Here is an 18,195-nt window from a genome sequence, read left to right on the forward strand (position 1 = left end):
TCGGGACCACCATGGCCCCTCAGGTTTCTGTCCGCCCTCATTGGCAGGCAGTTTCTGGTATCGGTCTCTGGGCATTGGCCTCAGACCGAGAAAATCATCGGTGTCACACGGTCCGATTCGAGCCATGCGCGCGCCAGCGGACCGCGCAGGTTCAGCGTCCGGTACTGGATCACGTCACGGATCCAGCGCACGCTGGCGAAGGGAATCGCGACGAAGAAAATGACGAAGAAATACAGGTGGTATTCCGCGCTGCGGGGACGCCCCGCACGGCTGCGCTGCGGCGGGTTCGATGTAATGTCGGTCATTTGAAGTCCTCCTCCTGGGATGGATTGGGTGTCGACCCTGTGGGCGACACGGCTTGAACGGTTTCGAGAACCACACGCTCGTCGCCCTGGCGCAGTGCTGCGTCCTCGGCAGCGTCACGCAGGGTCTTGGCGGCGGAAATGCGGGTCAGAACGGGATGGCCCGCGACAACGCGGTCGAGCTCGCGCTGCGCGTCTTCGTCCCACGGAAAGTCGCGACGCAGCGGCGTGGGCGTGGCCGAGGCCGCGTCCATCTCCGAGCCGAGCGGCAGGATGTGAAACAGCGCGTCAAACAGACCGTTGCACACTTCCTGCAAGAGGTACGTCGCGCCCGCGTAGCCCATCATCGGCGTGCCCGTGGCACGCCGGATCGCGGCGCCGGGAAAGCTGGCCGGAATGAAAGCCGGTTGCGGGCCATGCCCGCCCTTGCATTCCGCGAGATACATCTTCTCGTTGATCGACCCCATCAGGATGATGGGCCGCTTGCGCGCGATCATGGCGCGCACTTCCTCGTTGTTGGTCTTGGTGCCTGCGCAACGCGCCACGGCAAAGGCGCAGGGCAGACCCAGATCGCCTTCGAGATAGTTCCGGATGCCGCGCGCATATGTTTCATTCGCGACGATCCCGAAATTCGCGGTCGCAAAGAAATCCTGCGTCACAGAGCGCCACAGATCCCAGACCGGCTTGATCGTGGAATGCTTCTCGCGCGTGATGAACGGCTCGGGGTCGAGGCCCAGAAGATCGCCCAGCTTGCGCAGGAAGAGCGTGGTGCTGTCCACCCCGATCGGGGCCTGCAGGTAGGGCTTGCCCAGAACCTCGGCCAGCCCCCGGCTGAACTCGCGATACATGCAGATATTGACGTCCGCGTTCACCAGTTCGCGCATCTCGGCCAGGTGCGTGCCAAGCGGCATCACCATGTTGACCTCGGCGCCGATCCCCTCGACCAGCCGCCGGATCTCGTGCAGATCCGAGGGCATGTTGAACGTGCCGTACATCGGGCCAAGGATATTGACGCGCGGCTTGGCATCCTCGGCGCGCTTTTTCTCGGGCGGCATGCGCCCTTTGGTCATGCCGAATTCGGTGAACAGCCAGGTGATCGCCCGGTCGGCGGCCTGCCACTGATCCTCGTCGATGGTACGCGGCAGGAAGCGCTGGATGTTGGTGCCCTGCGGCGTCACCCCGCCGCCGATCATCTCGGCGATGGACCCGGTGACCACCACCGCCGGCAGCGCCGGATCCAGCACGCCCCAGGCGCGCTTCATCGACTCTTCGGTGCCCGAGCCCATCTCGTGCTCGCCCAGACCGGTGACCACGATGGGCAATTCATGCGGCGGCAGCGCGTCGGTGTAATGCAGCACGGAGGTCACCGGCAGGTTCTCGCAGCCCACGGGGCCGTCGATCACCACCTGCAATCCCTTGACCGCACAGAAGGCGTAAACCGCGCCCCAGTAGCCACCGGCCCGATCATGATCCTGAATCAGCATCAGATCATCTCCTGCGCCTTGGCGGCGCGCTTTTGCTTGTCGATCTTCTTCTGGTTCAGCGCCCGGAAATCCTCGCGGATGTTGGGATCGCCCTCCCAGACACCGGCTGTATCCCCGGTGCCGACACCCTCGAAAAAGCTGCGCATGTGTTCCATGCGTTCGCGCCCTGCGATGGCGGCGTTGACCACCTCGGCAAGGCTGCCCGCGCCCGCCGGTCCCATCAGCGGCCGCGCCGAGATGAGGTTGGTGAAGTAAAGCGCCGGGATCGCCAGCTCTTTCGCCTTTTGCACCACAGGCGTCGTGCCGATCGCCAGGTCGGGCTTCAGCCCTTCCATCGCCGCGCAGTCGTCTTCCAATGATGCGCGGAATTTCACCGTCACACCGCGTGCGCGCAGCCACTCGGCATCGGCCTCGGACCATGGTGTCTTGGGGCAGGCGGTGCCGACATACGGCACGTCCGCGCCGCTTTCGATCAGCAGACGCGCCACCAGCAGCTCGCTGCCCTCGTAGCCCGACAGCGTGATCGTGCCCTTCACGGGCGCGCCGCTCAGCGCCTCCTTGATCGTCGGCAGCACGGCGTTCTGCGCCGCCGCGATCTTGTCGGCAGGCAGGCCGAACGCTTCCCCGATCTGCGCCAGCCACGCGGCGGTACCGTCATGGCCAACGGGTGCGCTGCCGATGATGGGCCGACCGGCGGCCTCGAATTCGCGGATCGCGGCGGTATAGAACGGATGGATCGCCGCCACAGCCCCGCAATCGAGTGCGGCGTAAAGCTCGCGCCACTCTCGGCAGGGCACGACCGGCCCGACGGCCAGACCCATCGGGTCCAGCATGCGGCCGATCATCATCGGGTCGGCGGGGAACATCTCGCCCAGCAGGGTGACGGTCGGACGGTCCGAAACGCCGCCTTCCGGGGCGGGCACGGGACCGGCCTCGACCTCTTGGCGCGCGTAGTTCAGCATCGCACCGGCCAGCACATCCTTGGCCTCGGCATGGGTGGGGATGCCAAATCCGGGCACGTCGATGCCGACGATCCGCACGCCGTTGATTTCGCGGGGCAACAGCCGCAGCGGCACGCCGCTGGCCGTGGGCACGCACAGGTTGGTCACGACCACCGCGTCATAGCGGTCGGGGTCGGCCAGTTCGTGCACGCTGTCGCGGATATCCTCGAACAGCTTGCCGGTGACCAGCGATTCCGAATTGAAGGGCACATAACCCACCGACCGGCGCGCGCCGTAGAAATGGCTGACGAAGGTCAGCCCATAGACGCAGCAGGCCGAGCCCGACAGCACCGTGGCCACGCGCTTCATCCGCAGACCCACCCGAAGCGAGCCGAACGCAGGACACATGCTTTGCGGCTTGTCATGCGGGCCTTGCGGATAGTCTTTCGCATATTGGTCGAGGATCTCGCTCTGCCCGGCCATGCGGGCGGCTTTCTCCATCTCGGCGCCGGAGTGGCACCCCATGCCCTGATCCATGCCCTGATCGGGGCCGGCCTCGACCGGCATATCGGGCGACGCGGTGTCGTTTGACGCCGTCACTACCTCGGCCTCGGCCGCCTTGTCGTACTTGACTTCGTCGGTCATGCCGTCCCCCTCGGATGGGTCGATGGGTGGTCATCGGACGCCCCGTTGTCGCGAATGTCGTCCATCAGGCGCAGGATCTGCTCGGGACGGGCCTGCGCCAGCATCAGGCGCACCTCGCGCAGCCGCATGTCGAACGACCGCTCCCGCCGCGGCAGGGTGATCCGGACCGGCTCAGGCCTCATCATAGACCACCTCCAGGCTCTCCTTCGGCGCGGAAAACTTGCCGCGCATATCCTCGTCGGTGGCCGGCACCAGGACGTAATCGCCACCGGTGTCCTTGCTGTCGAACAGCCCCAGCAGACCGTCCTGATCCAGCGGCGACGGGCGCACCGGCGGCGCCTCGGATACCTGCTCGGCCAGCCCGGCGAACAGGCTGCCCCACTGGCTGTCGGCGGTGCCGACGATCTGGTAATTGGCGGATTTCTTGCGCAGGTCGTCATCCGCAGGGATGGCCGCCAGAACGGGGATGTCCACCGCCTTGGCAAAGGCCTGCGCCTCGCCCGAGTGATCGTCCTTGTTGATCACCAGTCCGGCGACCCCGACATTGCCGCCCAGCTTGCGGAAATACTCCACCGCCGAGCAGACATTGTTGGCCACGTAAAGCGACTGCATGTCGTTCGAGGCGACCAGGATGACCTTCTGCGCCATGTCCCGCGCGATCGGCAGGCCGAAGCCACCGCACACCACGTCGCCGAGGAAATCCAGCAGGACGTAGTCGAAATCCCAGTCGTGAAAGCCCAGCTTTTCCAGCAGCTCGAAACCGTGGATGATGCCGCGCCCGCCGCAGCCGCGGCCAACCTCGGGTCCACCCAGTTCCATCGCGAAGACGCCGCCGCGCTTGAAGCACACATCGCCGATCTTCACCGGCTCGCCGGCGAGGTTCTTCTTGGTCGAGGTCTCGATGATCGTCGGACACGCCTTGCCGCCGAACAGCAGCGAGGTGGTGTCGGATTTCGGGTCACAGCCGATCAGCAGCACGCGCTTGCCCTGCTCGGCCATCATGTGGCTGAGATTGGCGAGCGTGAAGCTCTTGCCGATCCCGCCCTTGCCGTAGATCGCGATGATCTGGGTCTTCTGTGTTGGCTCGCCCTGATGGATCACATCGGCCAGATCCTCGTGCGCCTCGTCACGAAGACGCTGGTCGAAATCCTTGAGATTTGGCACGTCGTCCTTCACGCTGCTTCCTTCCAGTTGAGTATCATTTTCAGACAGGCGGGATCCTCGAACGCCGTGCGATAGGCGTCGGGGGCCTGTTCGGCGGCGGCCCTGTGCGTGATCAGCCCGCCAAGCGACAGCGCGCCGTTCTCGATCAGCGCCGCCGTGGCGGCCAGATCTTCGCGTGTCCATTCCGCGGCGACGCGCAACCGCGCCTCCTTCACGAAGGCCGGCGGAAACGCAAAGCTCAGGTTGTCTGGATAGAACCCGGCCAGAACGATCTCGCCACCCTTGCGGATACGACCGATCAGGTCGTTGAGGATCGCGGCATTGCCCGACGCATCATAGATGGCACCGTAGTCGCGACGCGGGTCGTCGGCGGGGTCGATCACCTCATAGCCTTCGGCACCACCGCGGCGGCCCGGCTCGGTCTCCCACACGGTGGGGGCCGGTGCGCCCGCGGCGACCGTCAGCCGCGCCAGCAACCGGCCGAATACGCCGTGCCCGACGATCAGGTCAGGCACCGCCCGGTCGAGCCCCGCCATCGCGTGCCGCGCCGTCGCGGCCAGCGCCAGCAGCGCCCCCTCGGGGCCAAGACCCGCGTCGATCCGGGTCACGCGACCCGCATCAGTGACAAGCCGCGCCGCAGCCCCGCCGAACAGCCCGAACGCCCCGTCGAAGCAATCCGCGCCCGGCACGAACACCTGGTCACCGGGCTTGTAGCCGGTACCCGGTGCGGCCTCGACCACCTCGCCGGCGGCCTCGTAGCCGGGCACAAGCGGGTAACCCATGCCGGGAAAGGGCGGCATGCGCCCCGACCAGAACAGCTTTTCGGTGCCGGTGGAAATCCCGGAATACGCAATATCGACGACCAGGTCGTCCTTGCCCGGCGCGTTGAGCGCGAGGGTGTCCAGTCGAAGATCCTCGGGACCGTTCAAAAAGACAGCGCGGGTCTGCATTGGCGCCTCCGTCTCTGGTTGGCCGCTGGTCGATAAGACTCAGTCAAAACGGCGAACCCTTGTATGTAAGTTTACGTAAACAGCTATAGCTGTCAAGTTTTGTTTACACAGAAATCAGGGAAGTCACTCAACGAGGCTTGATGCAGCTCAGGGCGCTGGTGACGTAAGGGCGCGGGGCGCGCGGAATCCGGACCGCGTCGAACCCGGCTGCGCGACACATGTCGGAGATCGTCGCCGCCGATCGCGCCCGGCCGGTTCCCATGGCCATGGTGTAGAACGCGAAATAGACGTCACCGACAGGGTCGGGCCGCGCCCCGCCGGACATCGGTTCGGACACGATCAGGCGCCCGCCCGGCGGCAGCGCCGCGAAGGCCTTGGTCAGCAGATCGGCCACGGTGTCGTCGTCATGGTCGTAAAGCACCCGGATCAGCGAAATCGCGTCCGCGCCCTCCGGCAAAGGCGCCTCGCGGAACGACCCGGACCGGCAGCTGATCCGCGCACCCAGCCCCATCCGGTCGATACGATTCGCGGCGGCGGGAATCACTTCGGGCAGATCAAGAAGGCTCACCTTGAGGGAACGGTGACGCGCGGCGACTTCGGACGCGAACACACCCGACCCGCCGCCCACATCCATCAGATGCCGCACCCCGCGCAACGAGATCATGCGCAGCGTATCCTGGGCCACAAGCGTCTGCGACTGCGCCATAAGATCGGAATACCGCGCCGCGTCCTCTGCGGAGACGGTGCCATCGGCACCGTGAACGTAGGGCCAGAATCGCGCCAGCCCGGTGTCGCCGGCGCCACGCAGCAATGCCAGAGGATCGGCCATATCGTCGTAAAAGACGTGGTGATGCCGAATCATGGCCTCCAGCCCCGGCACACCCAGAATCGCGGCGCCCTTGCGCGCGATGCGAAATCGGCCATCGCGCCGCCGCTTGAGCACACCCATGGCCGCGCCGGCCTGCAACAGGATCTCCATCCGGTCCGGGGCGATATCCGTGCCGGCCGCCATGTCGCGCGCGGACAGGGGGCCGTCCATCAGCCGGTGCAGAATACGCAACTCGATCAGTGCCGACAGCACGCCAGAGCGAACAAAACCCTGAACGAGATCGAAAATCTCTGCCCCGTCGCGCCGCGCCAAGCGCGCACCAAGCGGCAGGCGCGCCGCGATACGCTGCAGATCGGCACGCGCAACGAGACGATTGAGCCATGTGATCGGATCGAACACCTGCCGCGGAGGGTCTTGCGGCGTCACGGTGCCTCAGACCCGGCTGGAGACGGGCACGGCAGGCACGATCTGTTCAGCCTGCGCCCGCACCATGCGGGCCAGCTGGGCCTCGCCCGGGCAGGACGGAATCGACGCGATCGCGCCGGCAAGGATGTCCGACAGCCGCGTTGACGCCCCCTCGACGCCAAGCTGCGCCACGGCGTTCGGCCTGTCATGCAAGGCGTCCTGCCCCACGGGCTTGCCCAGGGTGTCGGCGTCGAGAACGGCGTCGCGCAAGTCGTCGGCCACCTGAAAGGCCTCGCCGATCAGGGCGCCAAGGTCGCGCCAGTTCTCGGGGTCATGCCCGGCAGAGATGGCCCCCATCTCGGTCGCCGCGATGAATAGCGCACCGGTTTTCGAGCGGTGATAGGCGGCCAGATCGACCTTTGCCTCGCTCTCCCATCCCTGCCCCGCGCAGATCCCGCCCGGCATGCCAGTGCGCTGCGCAAGGGCGATGATCAGCGCCGCGGCGCGTTCGGGATCGATGGCGGTCGCCCGCGCCAGCACCTCGAAGGCCAGCACGATCAGGCTGTCACCGGTCAGCACCGCCAAGGGTTCCGAGAACGCCTTGTGCACCGACGGCTTGCCGCGCCGCGTGTCCGCATCGTCGAAACAGGGCAGATCGTCATGAACGAGACTGGCACAATGGATCAGTTCCAGCGCGGTCGCTGCCGCATCCGAAAGCTCGGGCCGGTCGTCGCCGCAGGCGGTCGCCACCGACAGCAGGATCGTCGGCCGAATCCGCGCCCCACCCGGCCCGGTCGCGTATCGCAGCGCCTCGCCCAGACGGTGCGGGGCCGCGTCGCCCCGCGCGCGGTCAATGGATCGCGACACAGCCGCTTCGATCCTGTCGGTCATTTGCATTCCGTGCCTCCTGATCCGCCATGTCCATATTTCAGGACATACCATGTGTAAATTATACTGGACAGTTTGCGCCGTCGAGTCAACAATCAAGACATGACAGCGCGCAGACCATCCCGGGGCGACACGGTCGTGATCGTCGGCAGCGGCATCGCGGGCCTTTGCGCGGCGGCCCGGCTTGCCCATGCAGGCCACCGCGTCCGCGTCCTGGAACGGCATGCCACACCCGGCGGCAAAATGCGCTGTCTGGCGTCGGCGGCCGGACCTGTCGATACCGGCCCCACGGTGCTGACCCTGCGCGGCGTCTTCGACACGCTTTTCACCGATCTGGGCGAGCGGCTGGACGATCACGTCACGCTGATCCCGCAGCGCATTCTCGCGCGGCATTTCTGGCCCGATGGCAGCCAGCTCGATCTTTTCGACACCGAAGAGGACAGCGCAAACTCCATCCGGCATTTCGCCGGGGCGCAAGCGGCGCGGCAGTTTCGCGACTTTTCGGCGCGTGCGCGCACGCTCTTCAACGGGTTCGAGGCGCCGGTGATGCAGGCGCCCGCGCCTTCGCTGCCGGGGCTTGCGGCGCATGTGATGCGCAACCCGCACCTGCTACGCCCGATGGCGCCGCTTTCGACGCTGGCCGATGTCCTGGGCCGCAGCTTTGACGATCCGCGCCTTGCGCAGCTTTTCGGGCGCTACGCCACCTATGTCGGCGGGTCGCCCTACAAGGTGCCGGGCCTGCTGGCCCTGATATGGCAGGCCGAGGCGGCCGGGGTCTGGGTGGTTCAGGGCGGCATGCACCGGCTGGCCTGCGCGCTGCGCGATCTGGCTCAGTCGCGCGGAGCCGAGTTTCAGTTCGACGCGCATGTCGACAGGATAGAGAACACGCCACACGACGGCGCACGCGCCGTCATCCTCGACGACGGGGTCCGCATTGCCGCCGATACCATCCTGTTCAACGGCGACCCCAAGGCACTGGCCACAGGGGCGCTTGGCCCCGACTGCGCGCATGTCGCGCCGCAGACGCGGACGGCCGAACGCAGCCTGTCCGCACAGGTCTGGGCCTTCGCCGCCACACCACGCGGGCCGGATCTGGCGTATCACAACGTGTTCTTCCGCGAAGATCCAAAGCCCGAATTCGACACGCTCGACCGCGGCAGCCTCGCGCCGGACCCGATGCTTTACGTCTGCGCGCAGGATCGCGGCCAGCACGGCCGCCGCGTCGCGCCGGAACGTTTCGAAATCATCGCCAATGCCCCGCCCCTGCACGGTGGCGGGCCCGAAGAGGACTTGCAGCAATGCCAGACACGCACCTTCCGGACGCTGGCGCGTTTCGGGCTGACCTTCGACCCGATACCGGGGGCAGCCGCCCTGACGACGCCGGCGGGTTTCGACCGACTGTTTCCCGCGTCGGACGGATCCCTTTACGGGCAGAGCCCACACGGCATGACGGCGGCCTTCAGACGCCCGACGGCGCGCACGGGCGTGCCGGGGCTGTACCTCGCGGGGGGTGGGACACATCCGGGGGCGGGGGTGCCGATGGCGGCGCTCTCCGGCCAGCACGCGGCCGCGGCGATCATGCAAGACCGAACTTCAACCTCGACGTCCCCGAAAACGGCTACGCCTGGTGGTACATCGACGGGATCAGCAACGACGGGGGCCGCGCCGTCAGCGTCATCGCGTTCATAGGATCGGTCTTTTCACCGTGGTACGCGTGGTCGGGGCGCAAATCGCCCGACAATCACGTTTGCCTGAATGTCGCCACCTACGGCCCTGGCGGCCGCTTTACCATGACCGACAGGGGCCGCGCGGCACTGCGCCAGACCGAAAGCAGCCTGACCATCGGCCCGTCCTCGATGCGGTGGGACGAGGGCACGCTGGTCATCGACATCGACGAGATCGCGTCACCACCGCTGATTTCGCGGGTGCGCGGCAGCATCCGTTTGACGCCCACGGCGCTGACCTCGGTCGAGATGCCGCTGACACCCGATGGCAGCCATGTCTGGCGGCCCTTCGCGCCGACCTGCGATATTTCGGTCGATCTGAATGCGGCGGGCTGGCAATGGGACGGGCACGGCTATTTCGATGCCAATTTCGGCACCCGCGCGCTGGAGCAGGATTTCAGCTACTGGACCTGGGGCCGCTTTCCGACGTGCCATGGCAGCACCTGCTTTTACGACGCGACGCGGCTGGATGGCAGCACGCTGGGTGTGGGGGTCTCCTTTGACACCGCCGGGCGCGCGCGGCAAATCACGCCGCCGCCGAAGGCGCGGATGCGCCGCAGCCTTTGGGCCGTGGCGCGTGACACGCGGGCCGATCCCGGATACCAGCCGCGACAGGTGCAAAGCATGCTGGACGCGCCGTTCTACTCGCGCGCAGCGGTGCGCACGCGCCTCGATGGCGAAGAGACGGTGGGCGTGCACGAGGCGCTCGACCTCACGCGGTTCCGGTCACAGCTTCTGAAACCCATGCTGGCCGTCCGCGTACCGCGCCGCAAGGGCTGGCGGTTCGGCGATTAACCGGCGGTCTGGGACGCGGCGTCGGCCTCGGGGTTGAGCTTCAAGACCGAATAATTCAGGCAGGCCGCGACCGACACCCAGACGAGGTAGGGCACGAAGAGGATACCCGCGATCCAGTCCACCTGCCACAACGCCAGCATGGTCAACGCGACCGAGGCCCAAAGCCCGCTTAGGACCAACAACCCCAGTTTCATGCGCCTCAGGCCGAAGAAGACCGGCGTCCAAAGCCCGTTCAGCGCGATCTGCAACGACCAGAGCGCCATCGCGATCCCGTTGTCAGGGCTGACCGCGACGCGCGCGCCAGCGGTGGCCATGCAGATATACAGCGTGGTCCATGCGACGGGGAACAGCCAGTTGGGCGGCGTGAACCACGGCTTTTTCAAGGCAGCGTACCACTGGCCCGGCGGAAACAGCCCCCCGGTCGACCCCGCCGCGAAACAAGCTACCAAGAATATCGCGAAGCAGATCCATGTCATGAACGATATCTAGCCCGTCATCCGGTCCGAAGCAATGCCGGACGTGGGCTTCGATCCTGCGTCTTGAGCTGCGCCATCGTGCGGTAGAGCGTATCGCTCCAGTCCGATGCGCCGGCATGCGGATCGCCCGCCGCCTCGACCAGAAAGGCGGTCTCGCTCAGCGGGCGGGCATAAATCATCGGCGACCGGGGCATCACCACGGTTCCGGCACTGCGCAGCACCGCCAGCATGACCCAGCCCAGCTTTTGGCGGCCCGTGGTGCGGGCGCGCCGCGTGACCGTGTCATGCGCGGACGCCCGCACGCTGCGATTGATCCCGCCATAGATGTAGCGCGCCGCGAAAATCCCCGGCCGGCACGACAGCGGCAATTCGGCGATCCCCGCGTCACACCAGGCATAACGGTCGTCGGCCTCGCGCAGCAGGCGGCGCACCATGGCGCGCACCGCGGGTGTCGCTTGCGGGTCGTGCAGGAAATCCTCGGGCGTGATCCCGGCCTCGAACATCCAGTCGGTTGGCAGGTACAGGCGCCCCTCGCGCGCATCCTCGCCCACGTCGCGGGCGATATTGGTCAGTTGCATCGCAACCCCCAGATCACAGGCCCGCGCCAGCGTGTTGGGGTCACGCACCCGCATCAGCACGCACATCATCGCGCCCACGGCAGACGCCACCCGCGCCGAGTAGGCGCGCAACTCCGACAGGGTGGCATAGCGCCGTTCCATCGCGTCCCAGGCGAGGCCTTCCAGCAAGGCCTCTGGCAACGCGCGCGGCATGCCGAACTCGTCGATGACGGCGGCAAAGGCCCGGTCCTCTGGCGCGTCGCGCGGCGTACCGGCATAGGCCAGGTCCAACCGCTCGTGCAGCGCGAGCACCGCATCGGCCTTGGCGGTTTGCAGATCGACCGCGTCGTCAGCCAGCCGACAAAAGGCATAAAGCGCGAGCGCCGGGTCGCGCAACCGCCGCGGCAACAGGCGCGAGGCGGCGTGAAACGACAGCGACCCGTGGCGGATCGCCTCGACACAGTGGTCGAGGTCGCGGGGGGCGATCATGGGCGCGGCACCTCCTGCGGGTCGGGCACGATCTTGCCGAGAACCTCGGCACTGGAGATCACGCCGGGCAGGCCCGCGCCGGGATGCGTGCCCGCCCCAACCAGATACAGCCCCTTGGCCTCTTCACTGACGTTATGGGGGCGAAACCACGCGCTTTGCAGGATGCGCGGCTCTATCGAGAAGCCGGTGCCATGCGGGCTGAGATAGCGGTCGCGGAACGTCTCGGGCGTGAACACTGTCGAGGCAGACAAGTGATCGCCCAGGCCCGGCAACAGCCGATCTTCGAGGATCGCCTGCACCTTTTCGCGATACGGTTCGGCCATTGCCGCCCAATCGACAGGGTCGGCATGTCCCAGATGCGGCACCGGGCTGAGCGCGTAGAAGGTATCGCCGCCCTCGGGCGCCACGCCCGGATCGGTCACGCTGGGGCGGTGGACGTAAAGGCTCATGTCGTCGGCCAGCTTGCCTGTGCGGAAGATGTCGCGCACCAGCCCCTTGTAGCGCGGGCCGCTGAGGATGGTATGATGTCCACAATCGGCCCATTTTTCGGCCGTGCCCGTCGTGCCGAAATACCACACGAACAGCCCCATCGACCAGCGCGCGCGCTTCAGCTTGGCCGGCGTCCAGCGTCGCTTGCGGTGATTGCGCAGCAGGTGGTCATAGGTATGCCCGGCATCCGCGTTCGACACCACGATATCGGCGGTGATGATCTCGCCGCTGGTCAGGCGCACGCCGCGCGCGTGCCCGGCCTTGATCAGGATCTCGTCCACCTCGGCGCCTTGCCGCACGACGCTGCCCTGATCCTCGATCACGCGGCCCATGGCACGGGCGATGGCATCGACACCGCCGATGGCATAATGGACGCCGAACGCCTTTTCGAGGTGACTGACCAGTGCATACATAGAGGTGACGTTGAACGGATCGCCGCCGATGAAAAGCGGATGGAACGACAGCGCCATGCGCAGGCGTTCATCCTTGACGCGCATCGCGGCATGCGCCGCCACGGACCGATCGGCACGCAGCCATGCGAAGGTGGGCAGGACCTTGATCAGGTCCCAGACCTTGTGCATCGACCGGCGCCCCAGATCCTCGAACCCGACCCAGTAGCGCCGCTCGCCGTCGGCGAGGAATTTCTCGTACCCCTTCAGATCGGACGGAGACAGCCGCGACACCTCGGCCCGCATCGCCGCATCGTCCTGCCGGGCGGTGAAATGGCTGCCATCCGGCCAGCGGATCTCGTAGAACGGGTCGAGCGCGCGCAGATCGACATCCGTGTCGAAATCGCGCCCGCAGGCGGCCCAAAGCTCGCGCAGGATCTGCGGCACGGTCACGATGGTCGGGCCAAGATCAAAGCGATGGCCGTTTTCGGTGATCGACGAACCGCGCCCGCCGGGACTGTCGAGCCGGTCGAGAACCGTGACGCGGTACCCCTTGGCCCCGAGTCGCATGGCAGAGGCCAGCCCGCCAAGGCCCGCCCCGATGACGACGGCGTGGGGCGCAACCGCCCGTGCCGCTTGGTCCGAAAGACCGGGATCAACACGTGTCAACATCAGATCAGCGTACACATGTCCACTTAAGTTGACAATCCGGTTTGAAGTCTTTTCTTGACTGCACAAGCGTGTCATTGTCGCGTCAACCATTCCGCTGCAGGAGCGATCCGATCCAGACCGTCAGCCTCAGTTTCTTCCGGTTCGACACGTGGTCCGATCGCCTGTGGGCGCTTGGCATGATGGGTCTTGCACGACTGTCCATGCCGCGGATCGATGGGATCGGCTTCTGGAAACTGTGCGGCTCGGGCACCGGCGAAGGGTTTACACCGGTTCCCAACACCGGCGTCTACGCGATCCTGGCTACCTGGACCGATGCCGACACCGCCATTGACCGGACCGCAAACGCGCGCGTCTTTCGCCGCTACCAGCGTCGCGCGTCGGAACACTGGACCGTGTTCCTCGCCGCGACATCGGCGCGGGGCGCCTGGTCGGGTGCCGCCCCCTTCATACCGCGTGCGACAAACGGAAATGGCCCCCTTGCGGCACTGACCCGGGCAACGGTGCGGCCATCGGCCGCGCTGCGCTTCTGGCGGCGGGTTCCGGATATCAGTGCCGTGATCGGAGACGACCCGAATGTCGTCTTCAAGATCGGTATCGGGGAATTACCGCTACTGCATCAGGTGACGTTCTCGATCTGGCCGGACGCCGCCAGCATGAACCATTTCGCGCGCCATGATGGCCCGCATGCCCGCGCCATCGCGGCCGTCCGCCACGGCGACTGGTTTCGCGAAGAACTGTACGCGAGGTTTCAGGTGATCGGCGCACGCGGCACGTGGAACGGCACGGAACCGCTCGACCAACTCGAAGGAACGACATGAACAAAGCTTTCCCATTCTCGGCGATCGTCGGCCAGGAACAGATGAAACTGGCGATGATCCTGACCGCGATCGAACCGCGCCTCGGCGGGGTTCTGGTGTTCGGTGATCGCGGCACGGGCAAATCCACGGCCGTGCGCGCGCTCGCCGCGTTGCTGCCGCCGATCACCGTGGTCGAGGGCTGTCCGGTGAACGCCGCCAGCCCCGAGGACTGTCCCGACTGGGCCAATATCACCACCACCACCACGCATGAGCGCGCGACCCCGGTGATCGACCTGCCCCTCGGCGTGACCGAGGATCGCGTCACCGGCGCGCTGGATATCGAGCGTGCGCTGTCGCAGGGCATCAAGGCGTTCGAGCCGGGGCTGCTGGCGCGCGCCAATCGCGGATATCTCTATATCGACGAGGTCAACCTGCTGGAGGATCACATCGTCGATCTGCTGCTGGACGTGGCGCAGTCGGGCGAGAACGTGGTCGAGCGCGAGGGCCTGTCGATCCGGCACCCGGCACGCTTCGTACTGGTCGGATCGGGCAACCCCGAGGAGGGCGAGTTGCGCCCGCAATTGCTGGACCGGTTCGGCCTGTCGGTCGAGGTCGCCTCGCCCACCGATATCGAGGAACGCATCGAGGTGATCCGCCGCCGCGATGCCTTTGACACCGACCCTGAAAGAATGATGCGCGATTGGCACGAGGCGGACGCAACCATACGGGCACGTATCGTTGCCGCCCGCGAGGCTGTATTGGCGCTCGATCCGAGCGATGATGTCCTGCGCGACTGCGCCGAACTGTGCGTGGCGCTTGGCGCGGACGGGCTGCGCGGCGAGCTGACGTTGCTGCGGGCCGCCCGCGCGCTTGCGGCCTATGATGGGGCCGACACGCTCGACCGTGATCACCTGCGCCGGGTCGCCCCGCTGGCGCTAAGCCACAGGTTGCGCCGCGACCCGCTGGACGAGGCCGGATCGGGCACGCGCGTCGCCCGGACCGTGGCGGACGTGCTGGGATGACCGACGCCCCCCCTTCGGCGTGGCAGCGCGGCCTGCGCGCCTTGACGCTTCTGGCGGTGGACCCCGCGGGGCTGAAGGGACTGAACCTGCGCGCACGTGTCGGCCCGGTGCGCCAAGCCTTCGAACAGGCGTTTGACCGGCTGCCGGGGCAGAGGCGGCGCATTCATACCGACCTGTCGGACACGCAGCTGTTCGGCGGGCCCGACATCGCCGCCACGCTGGCCGAGGGCCGTCTTGTGATGGAGGCCGGCCTCGCCGCAAGTCCCGCAATCCTGATCCTGCCCATGGCGGAACGCTGCACGTCCGGCCTTGCCGCAAGGCTGGGACAGCTTCTGGATGCCGGTCGCGGCCACGGGCTGATCCTGCTGGACGAGGGGCTGGAGGACGACGACACGGCCCCTGCCGGTCTGACAGATCGGCTGGCCTTTCACGTGGATCTTCACGACACCGGCTGGCACGCGGCCCGTGTGATGCTGCCCGCCCCCGGCGATCTGGATGCCGCGCGGGCACACCTGCCGCGGGTCGCCACGACGGCTGATGACGTCACGGCGCTGGTCGTTCTGGCCGTGCGGTTCGGCATCGACAGCCTGCGCGCGCCCTTGCTTGCGTTGCGCGCGGCCTGCGCCATCGCCGCGCTGGACGGTCGCGAGACGCTGAACGCAGACGATCTGCGCGAGGCCGCCGAATTGGTCTATCCGGCCCGCGCCACCCTGATGCCCCAGACCGAAGAGGCCGAAGAGACCGAGCAACCGGACGACGACGCCCCCGATCAGGAACCGGACGAAGCCGCCAATGACGAGCCCGAGGATCAGCCCGATACCGACACCGACGACGAGACCGGCGCGGCCATCCCCGAGGACATCCTCGTCGAGGCGGTGCGCGCGCTCCTACCGCCATCGCTGCTGGATCAGGTACGTGGCAACAAACCGGCCCGCGGCGGTGCCTCGGGCGCCGGGGCCGGCAACCGCCGCAAGGGCAACCGGCGCGGACGCCCCCTGCCCTCGCGTCCCGGTGCACCCGATGGCCGGTCCCGGATCGACGTGGTCGCCACCTTGCGCGCCGCGGCCCCGTGGCAGCAACTGCGCCGGGCGCAGAGAAAGACGCCGCAACCGGCCGGTCAGCGGGTGATCATCCATCCCGGCGACATTCACCTGCGCCGGTTCGAGGATCGCTCGGATCGCTTGTTGATCTTCACCGTCGATGCCTCCGGCTCTGCCGCCATGGCGCGCCTGGCCGAGGCCAAGGGCGCGGTCGAACTGCTTCTGGTGCAGGCCTATGCGCGCCGCGATCAGGTGGCGGTGATCGTGTTCCGGGGCAAGGGCGCAGAGCTTGTCCTGCCACCCACCCGGTCGCTGGTGCAGGCCAAGCGAAAGCTGGCCGCCATGCCCGGCGGCGGCGGCACACCGCTGGCGGCCGGTCTGTCGGCGGCACTGGCGCTTGGCAATCAGGCCCTTGGTCGCGGCCTCAGCCCCGCGCTTGCGCTGCTGACAGACGGCCGGGCCAACGTCGCGCTCAACGGGGCCGGTGACCGGCCCCGCGCCACGCAGGATGCCGCACAGGTCTCGAGGCAATTGAGGGCACAGGGCCTCGCGGGAATGGTGATCGACACGGCCACCCGACCGGGTGACGCCTCGGCACAACTGGCAACGCAGATGGGGGCGCGGTATCTCGCCCTGCCCCGCGCCGACGCGCAACGGATAAGCACCGCCGTCGCGACCGCGCTGGACGGCTAGGCACATGAACTGGGACCGCGATCTGTCCGACTGGCCCCTGAGCGATCTGTCCCGGCGCATCCGGAACCGCCCGCATGACTGGCATGTACAAGAGGCGGGAACCGGCGACACGGTGCTGCTACTGCATGGCGCCGGTGGCTCGAGCCATAGTTGGCGCGACATGATCCTGCCACTGGCCGAGACGTTCCATGTCGTCGCCCTGGACCTGCCTGGTCAGGGCTTCAGCCGGGCCGGCAACAAGCGCCGCCTGGGCCTTCCCGCGATGACCGAGGACATCGGAGCCCTCTGTGCCGCGCAGGGCTGGCGCCCGCGCGCCATCATAGGTCATTCCGCCGGGGCGGCGATCGCGCTCTGCCTTGCGCGCCGCATGACGCGACCGGATGGACGGCCCACCGATGTGATCGGCCTGAACGCGGCGCTCGACCGGTTCGAAGGTGTGGCCGGCTGGCTGTTCCCGGTGCTGGCCAAGATCCTCGCCCTGAATCCGCTGACATCCACGTTCTTCACCTTAGGCGGCGATCCCAAGGCGCGCGCCCGACGCCTGATCCAGGGAACCGGGTCGGAGATCGACGACCGGGGCCTCGACTGCTACGCGCGCCTCATCACGGATCGCCAGCATGTCGACGCCACGTTGCAGATGATGGCCCAGTGGGACATCGCCAGCCTGCTTGACCATCTACCCGATATCAGGGCGCGCTGTCTGCTCATCACCGGCGCGGGCGATACCGCGGTCTCCCCGGACGTGTCGGCCCGCGCAGCGGCGCGGCTTGCCACCTGCGACACGTTCCGCATGGAGGGCGCCGGTCACCTTGCGCACGAGGAATATCCCGCAGCGACGCTCGCGCAGATCGAACCGTGGCTGTTGTCCGGATGACGCCGCCACCATGCGGCGGTCCGAGCTAGACTGCCGAAGGGCCCGTCCCGAAAACGTCTCCACGGGTCAGTCGCTTGCGGATTCCCCCTGAGGAGAGACGCGCACCCTAGGGTCTTCTCTACGAACCAGAGCCGCGATTTGTCCGCACCCTGCCAAGCATTTTCGTCTTGACGTCTTCAGGACGCTGGCTTAACCGCTTTCCGTGTATGGCGGGGTAGCTCAGGTGGTTAGAGCAGCGGAATCATAATCCGCGTGTCGGGGGTTCAAGTCCCTCCTCCGCTACCATTAATCTCCGAATGTTCGATTTTGAGTGAACTGGGCCACGTATCGTGGCTTTGTCGATTGTTGATCCATTTTCTGATTCTCCGTGGCATTGTTGCAGAACTCAGACTTGAGACGTAAGCCGCTCATCCGCCGTCCAAGCGGCGGGATTTGACTGGCGTGGAAGCGGCAGAATACATCGACGTGAGCGCGTCGAAATTCGACTCGATGCTAGGCTCTGGACCCATTGATTTCAGGTGCGCTGCGTGGTTCACGGCACCGAAAACGGAGCGGTGACATGTCTGATCT

17 protein-coding genes and 1 tRNA gene are annotated in these 18,195 nt (G+C 66.8%); 7 read left to right on the forward strand and 11 right to left on the reverse strand.

Translation table 11 applies throughout. The features are described 5' to 3' along the window. Positions 1 to 80: 80 nt before the first annotated feature. The 8 genes from pufQ to ACROSR_RS12990 all read right to left on the reverse strand — a co-directional run bounded on the left by pufQ (position 81) and on the right by ACROSR_RS12990 (position 7,617). Positions 81 to 305 (reverse strand): cytochrome PufQ, encoded by a 225-nt coding sequence (gene pufQ / locus ACROSR_RS12955; protein ID WP_432685697.1) that lies wholly within the window; start codon positions 303 to 305, stop codon positions 81 to 83. After that, positions 302 to 1,786 carry a chlorophyllide a reductase subunit Z gene (gene bchZ / locus ACROSR_RS12960; RefSeq protein ID WP_432685699.1) on the reverse strand — a complete coding sequence of 495 codons (1,485 nt, stop codon included), beginning with the start codon at positions 1,784 to 1,786 and terminating at the stop codon, positions 302 to 304. The genes pufQ and bchZ overlap by 4 nt, the downstream gene beginning before the upstream one ends. Continuing rightward, positions 1,786 to 3,372: a chlorophyllide a reductase subunit Y gene (bchY, locus tag ACROSR_RS12965; RefSeq protein WP_432685701.1), complete on the reverse strand. Its 1,587-nt coding sequence runs from the start codon at positions 3,370 to 3,372 to the stop codon at positions 1,786 to 1,788. Before bchY ends, bchZ begins: the two co-directional genes overlap by 1 nt. After that, the gene (locus ACROSR_RS12970) at positions 3,369 to 3,557 is read right to left on the reverse strand and encodes a hypothetical protein (protein ID WP_432685703.1); all 189 of its coding nucleotides are present in this window, start codon (positions 3,555 to 3,557) and stop codon (positions 3,369 to 3,371) included. Before ACROSR_RS12970 ends, bchY begins: the two co-directional genes overlap by 4 nt. Then, positions 3,544 to 4,548: a chlorophyllide a reductase iron protein subunit X gene (locus ACROSR_RS12975; RefSeq protein WP_432685705.1), complete on the reverse strand. Its 1,005-nt coding sequence runs from the start codon at positions 4,546 to 4,548 to the stop codon at positions 3,544 to 3,546. Before ACROSR_RS12975 ends, ACROSR_RS12970 begins: the two co-directional genes overlap by 14 nt. Then, positions 4,545 to 5,486 (reverse strand): chlorophyll synthesis pathway protein BchC, encoded by a 942-nt coding sequence (gene bchC, locus ACROSR_RS12980; protein ID WP_432685707.1) that lies wholly within the window; start codon positions 5,484 to 5,486, stop codon positions 4,545 to 4,547. Before bchC ends, ACROSR_RS12975 begins: the two co-directional genes overlap by 4 nt. A gap of 127 nt (positions 5,487 to 5,613) precedes the next feature. After that, complete coding sequence (locus ACROSR_RS12985; protein WP_432685709.1) at positions 5,614 to 6,741, reverse strand: methyltransferase; 1,128 nt, start codon at positions 6,739 to 6,741, stop codon at positions 5,614 to 5,616. 6 nt (positions 6,742 to 6,747) lie between these two features. Continuing rightward, a complete protein-coding gene (locus tag ACROSR_RS12990) occupies positions 6,748 to 7,617 on the reverse strand; it encodes a polyprenyl synthetase family protein (RefSeq protein ID WP_432685711.1) in 870 nt (289 codons plus the stop codon). A gap of 93 nt (positions 7,618 to 7,710) precedes the next feature. Here ACROSR_RS12990 and crtD point away from each other — a divergent pair, with 93 nt between their 5' ends. After that, positions 7,711 to 9,297: a 1-hydroxycarotenoid 3,4-desaturase CrtD gene (gene crtD, locus ACROSR_RS12995; RefSeq protein WP_432685713.1), complete on the forward strand. Its 1,587-nt coding sequence runs from the start codon at positions 7,711 to 7,713 to the stop codon at positions 9,295 to 9,297. Further along, complete coding sequence (gene crtC / locus ACROSR_RS13000; protein WP_432685733.1) at positions 9,252 to 10,127, forward strand: carotenoid 1,2-hydratase; 876 nt, start codon at positions 9,252 to 9,254, stop codon at positions 10,125 to 10,127. Before crtD ends, crtC begins: the two co-directional genes overlap by 46 nt. Here the strand turns inward: crtC and tspO are convergent. From tspO to ACROSR_RS13015, 3 genes are read right to left on the reverse strand one after another with little or no spacing between them, the layout of a single operon-like run. After that, entirely contained in the window at positions 10,124 to 10,603 is a 480-nt protein-coding gene (gene tspO / locus ACROSR_RS13005; RefSeq protein WP_432685715.1) for a tryptophan-rich sensory protein TspO, read from the reverse strand. The two genes, crtC and tspO, sit on opposite strands and share 4 nt — an antisense overlap. A 17-nt stretch (positions 10,604 to 10,620) precedes the next feature. Next, positions 10,621 to 11,649, reverse strand: coding sequence for a 15-cis-phytoene synthase (gene crtB / locus ACROSR_RS13010; protein WP_432685717.1), 1,029 nt, complete (start codon positions 11,647 to 11,649; stop codon positions 10,621 to 10,623). After that, entirely contained in the window at positions 11,646 to 13,199 is a 1,554-nt protein-coding gene (locus ACROSR_RS13015; RefSeq protein WP_432685719.1) for a phytoene desaturase, read from the reverse strand. Before ACROSR_RS13015 ends, crtB begins: the two co-directional genes overlap by 4 nt. A gap of 74 nt (positions 13,200 to 13,273) precedes the next feature. Here ACROSR_RS13015 and crtA point away from each other — a divergent pair, with 74 nt between their 5' ends. From crtA to ACROSR_RS13040, 5 genes are all read left to right on the forward strand, one after another. After that, the gene (crtA, locus tag ACROSR_RS13020; RefSeq protein WP_432685721.1) at positions 13,274 to 14,017 is read left to right on the forward strand and encodes a spheroidene monooxygenase; all 744 of its coding nucleotides are present in this window, start codon (positions 13,274 to 13,276) and stop codon (positions 14,015 to 14,017) included. Further along, positions 14,014 to 15,018, forward strand: a complete 1,005-nt coding sequence (gene bchI, locus ACROSR_RS13025; RefSeq protein WP_432685723.1) for a magnesium chelatase ATPase subunit I — start codon at positions 14,014 to 14,016, stop codon at positions 15,016 to 15,018. The genes crtA and bchI overlap by 4 nt, the downstream gene beginning before the upstream one ends. Continuing rightward, positions 15,015 to 16,751 (forward strand): magnesium chelatase subunit D, encoded by a 1,737-nt coding sequence (locus tag ACROSR_RS13030; RefSeq protein WP_432685725.1) that lies wholly within the window; start codon positions 15,015 to 15,017, stop codon positions 16,749 to 16,751. The genes bchI and ACROSR_RS13030 overlap by 4 nt, the downstream gene beginning before the upstream one ends. A 4-nt stretch (positions 16,752 to 16,755) precedes the next feature. Beyond that, positions 16,756 to 17,625 (forward strand): alpha/beta fold hydrolase BchO, encoded by an 870-nt coding sequence (gene bchO / locus ACROSR_RS13035; RefSeq protein WP_432685727.1) that lies wholly within the window; start codon positions 16,756 to 16,758, stop codon positions 17,623 to 17,625. Positions 17,626 to 17,833: 208 nt separating this feature from the next. Then, positions 17,834 to 17,910: transfer RNA gene (locus ACROSR_RS13040), tRNA-Met, on the forward strand. Positions 17,911 to 18,195: the final 285 nt, after the last annotated feature.

The sequence above is a fragment of the Roseovarius tibetensis genome (assembly GCF_050896375.1).
GTDB lineage: Bacteria > Pseudomonadota > Alphaproteobacteria > Rhodobacterales > Rhodobacteraceae > Roseovarius > Roseovarius tibetensis.

What these genes read in the sequence shown, in the direction of transcription:
- bchC (WP_432685707.1), bottom strand. Translation starts at nt 5,486, where the DNA reads ATGCAGACCCGCGCTGTCTTTTTGAACGGTCCCGAGGATCTTCGACTG.
- crtB (WP_432685717.1), bottom strand. Translation starts at nt 11,649, where the DNA reads ATGATCGCCCCCCGCGACCTCGACCACTGTGTCGAGGCGATCCGCCAC.
- tspO (WP_432685715.1), bottom strand. Translation starts at nt 10,603, where the DNA reads ATGACATGGATCTGCTTCGCGATATTCTTGGTAGCTTGTTTCGCGGCG.
- ACROSR_RS13015 (WP_432685719.1), bottom strand. Translation starts at nt 13,199, where the DNA reads ATGTTGACACGTGTTGATCCCGGTCTTTCGGACCAAGCGGCACGGGCG.
- bchY (WP_432685701.1), bottom strand. Translation starts at nt 3,372, where the DNA reads ATGACCGACGAAGTCAAGTACGACAAGGCGGCCGAGGCCGAGGTAGTG.
- bchI (WP_432685723.1), top strand. Translation starts at nt 14,014, where the DNA reads ATGAACAAAGCTTTCCCATTCTCGGCGATCGTCGGCCAGGAACAGATG.
- bchZ (WP_432685699.1), bottom strand. Translation starts at nt 1,786, where the DNA reads ATGCTGATTCAGGATCATGATCGGGCCGGTGGCTACTGGGGCGCGGTT.
- ACROSR_RS12990 (WP_432685711.1), bottom strand. Translation starts at nt 7,617, where the DNA reads ATGCAAATGACCGACAGGATCGAAGCGGCTGTGTCGCGATCCATTGAC.
- pufQ (WP_432685697.1), bottom strand. Translation starts at nt 305, where the DNA reads ATGACCGACATTACATCGAACCCGCCGCAGCGCAGCCGTGCGGGGCGT.
- bchO (WP_432685727.1), top strand. Translation starts at nt 16,756, where the DNA reads ATGAACTGGGACCGCGATCTGTCCGACTGGCCCCTGAGCGATCTGTCC.
- crtD (WP_432685713.1), top strand. Translation starts at nt 7,711, where the DNA reads ATGACAGCGCGCAGACCATCCCGGGGCGACACGGTCGTGATCGTCGGC.
- ACROSR_RS12970 (WP_432685703.1), bottom strand. Translation starts at nt 3,557, where the DNA reads ATGATGAGGCCTGAGCCGGTCCGGATCACCCTGCCGCGGCGGGAGCGG.
- ACROSR_RS13030 (WP_432685725.1), top strand. Translation starts at nt 15,015, where the DNA reads ATGACCGACGCCCCCCCTTCGGCGTGGCAGCGCGGCCTGCGCGCCTTG.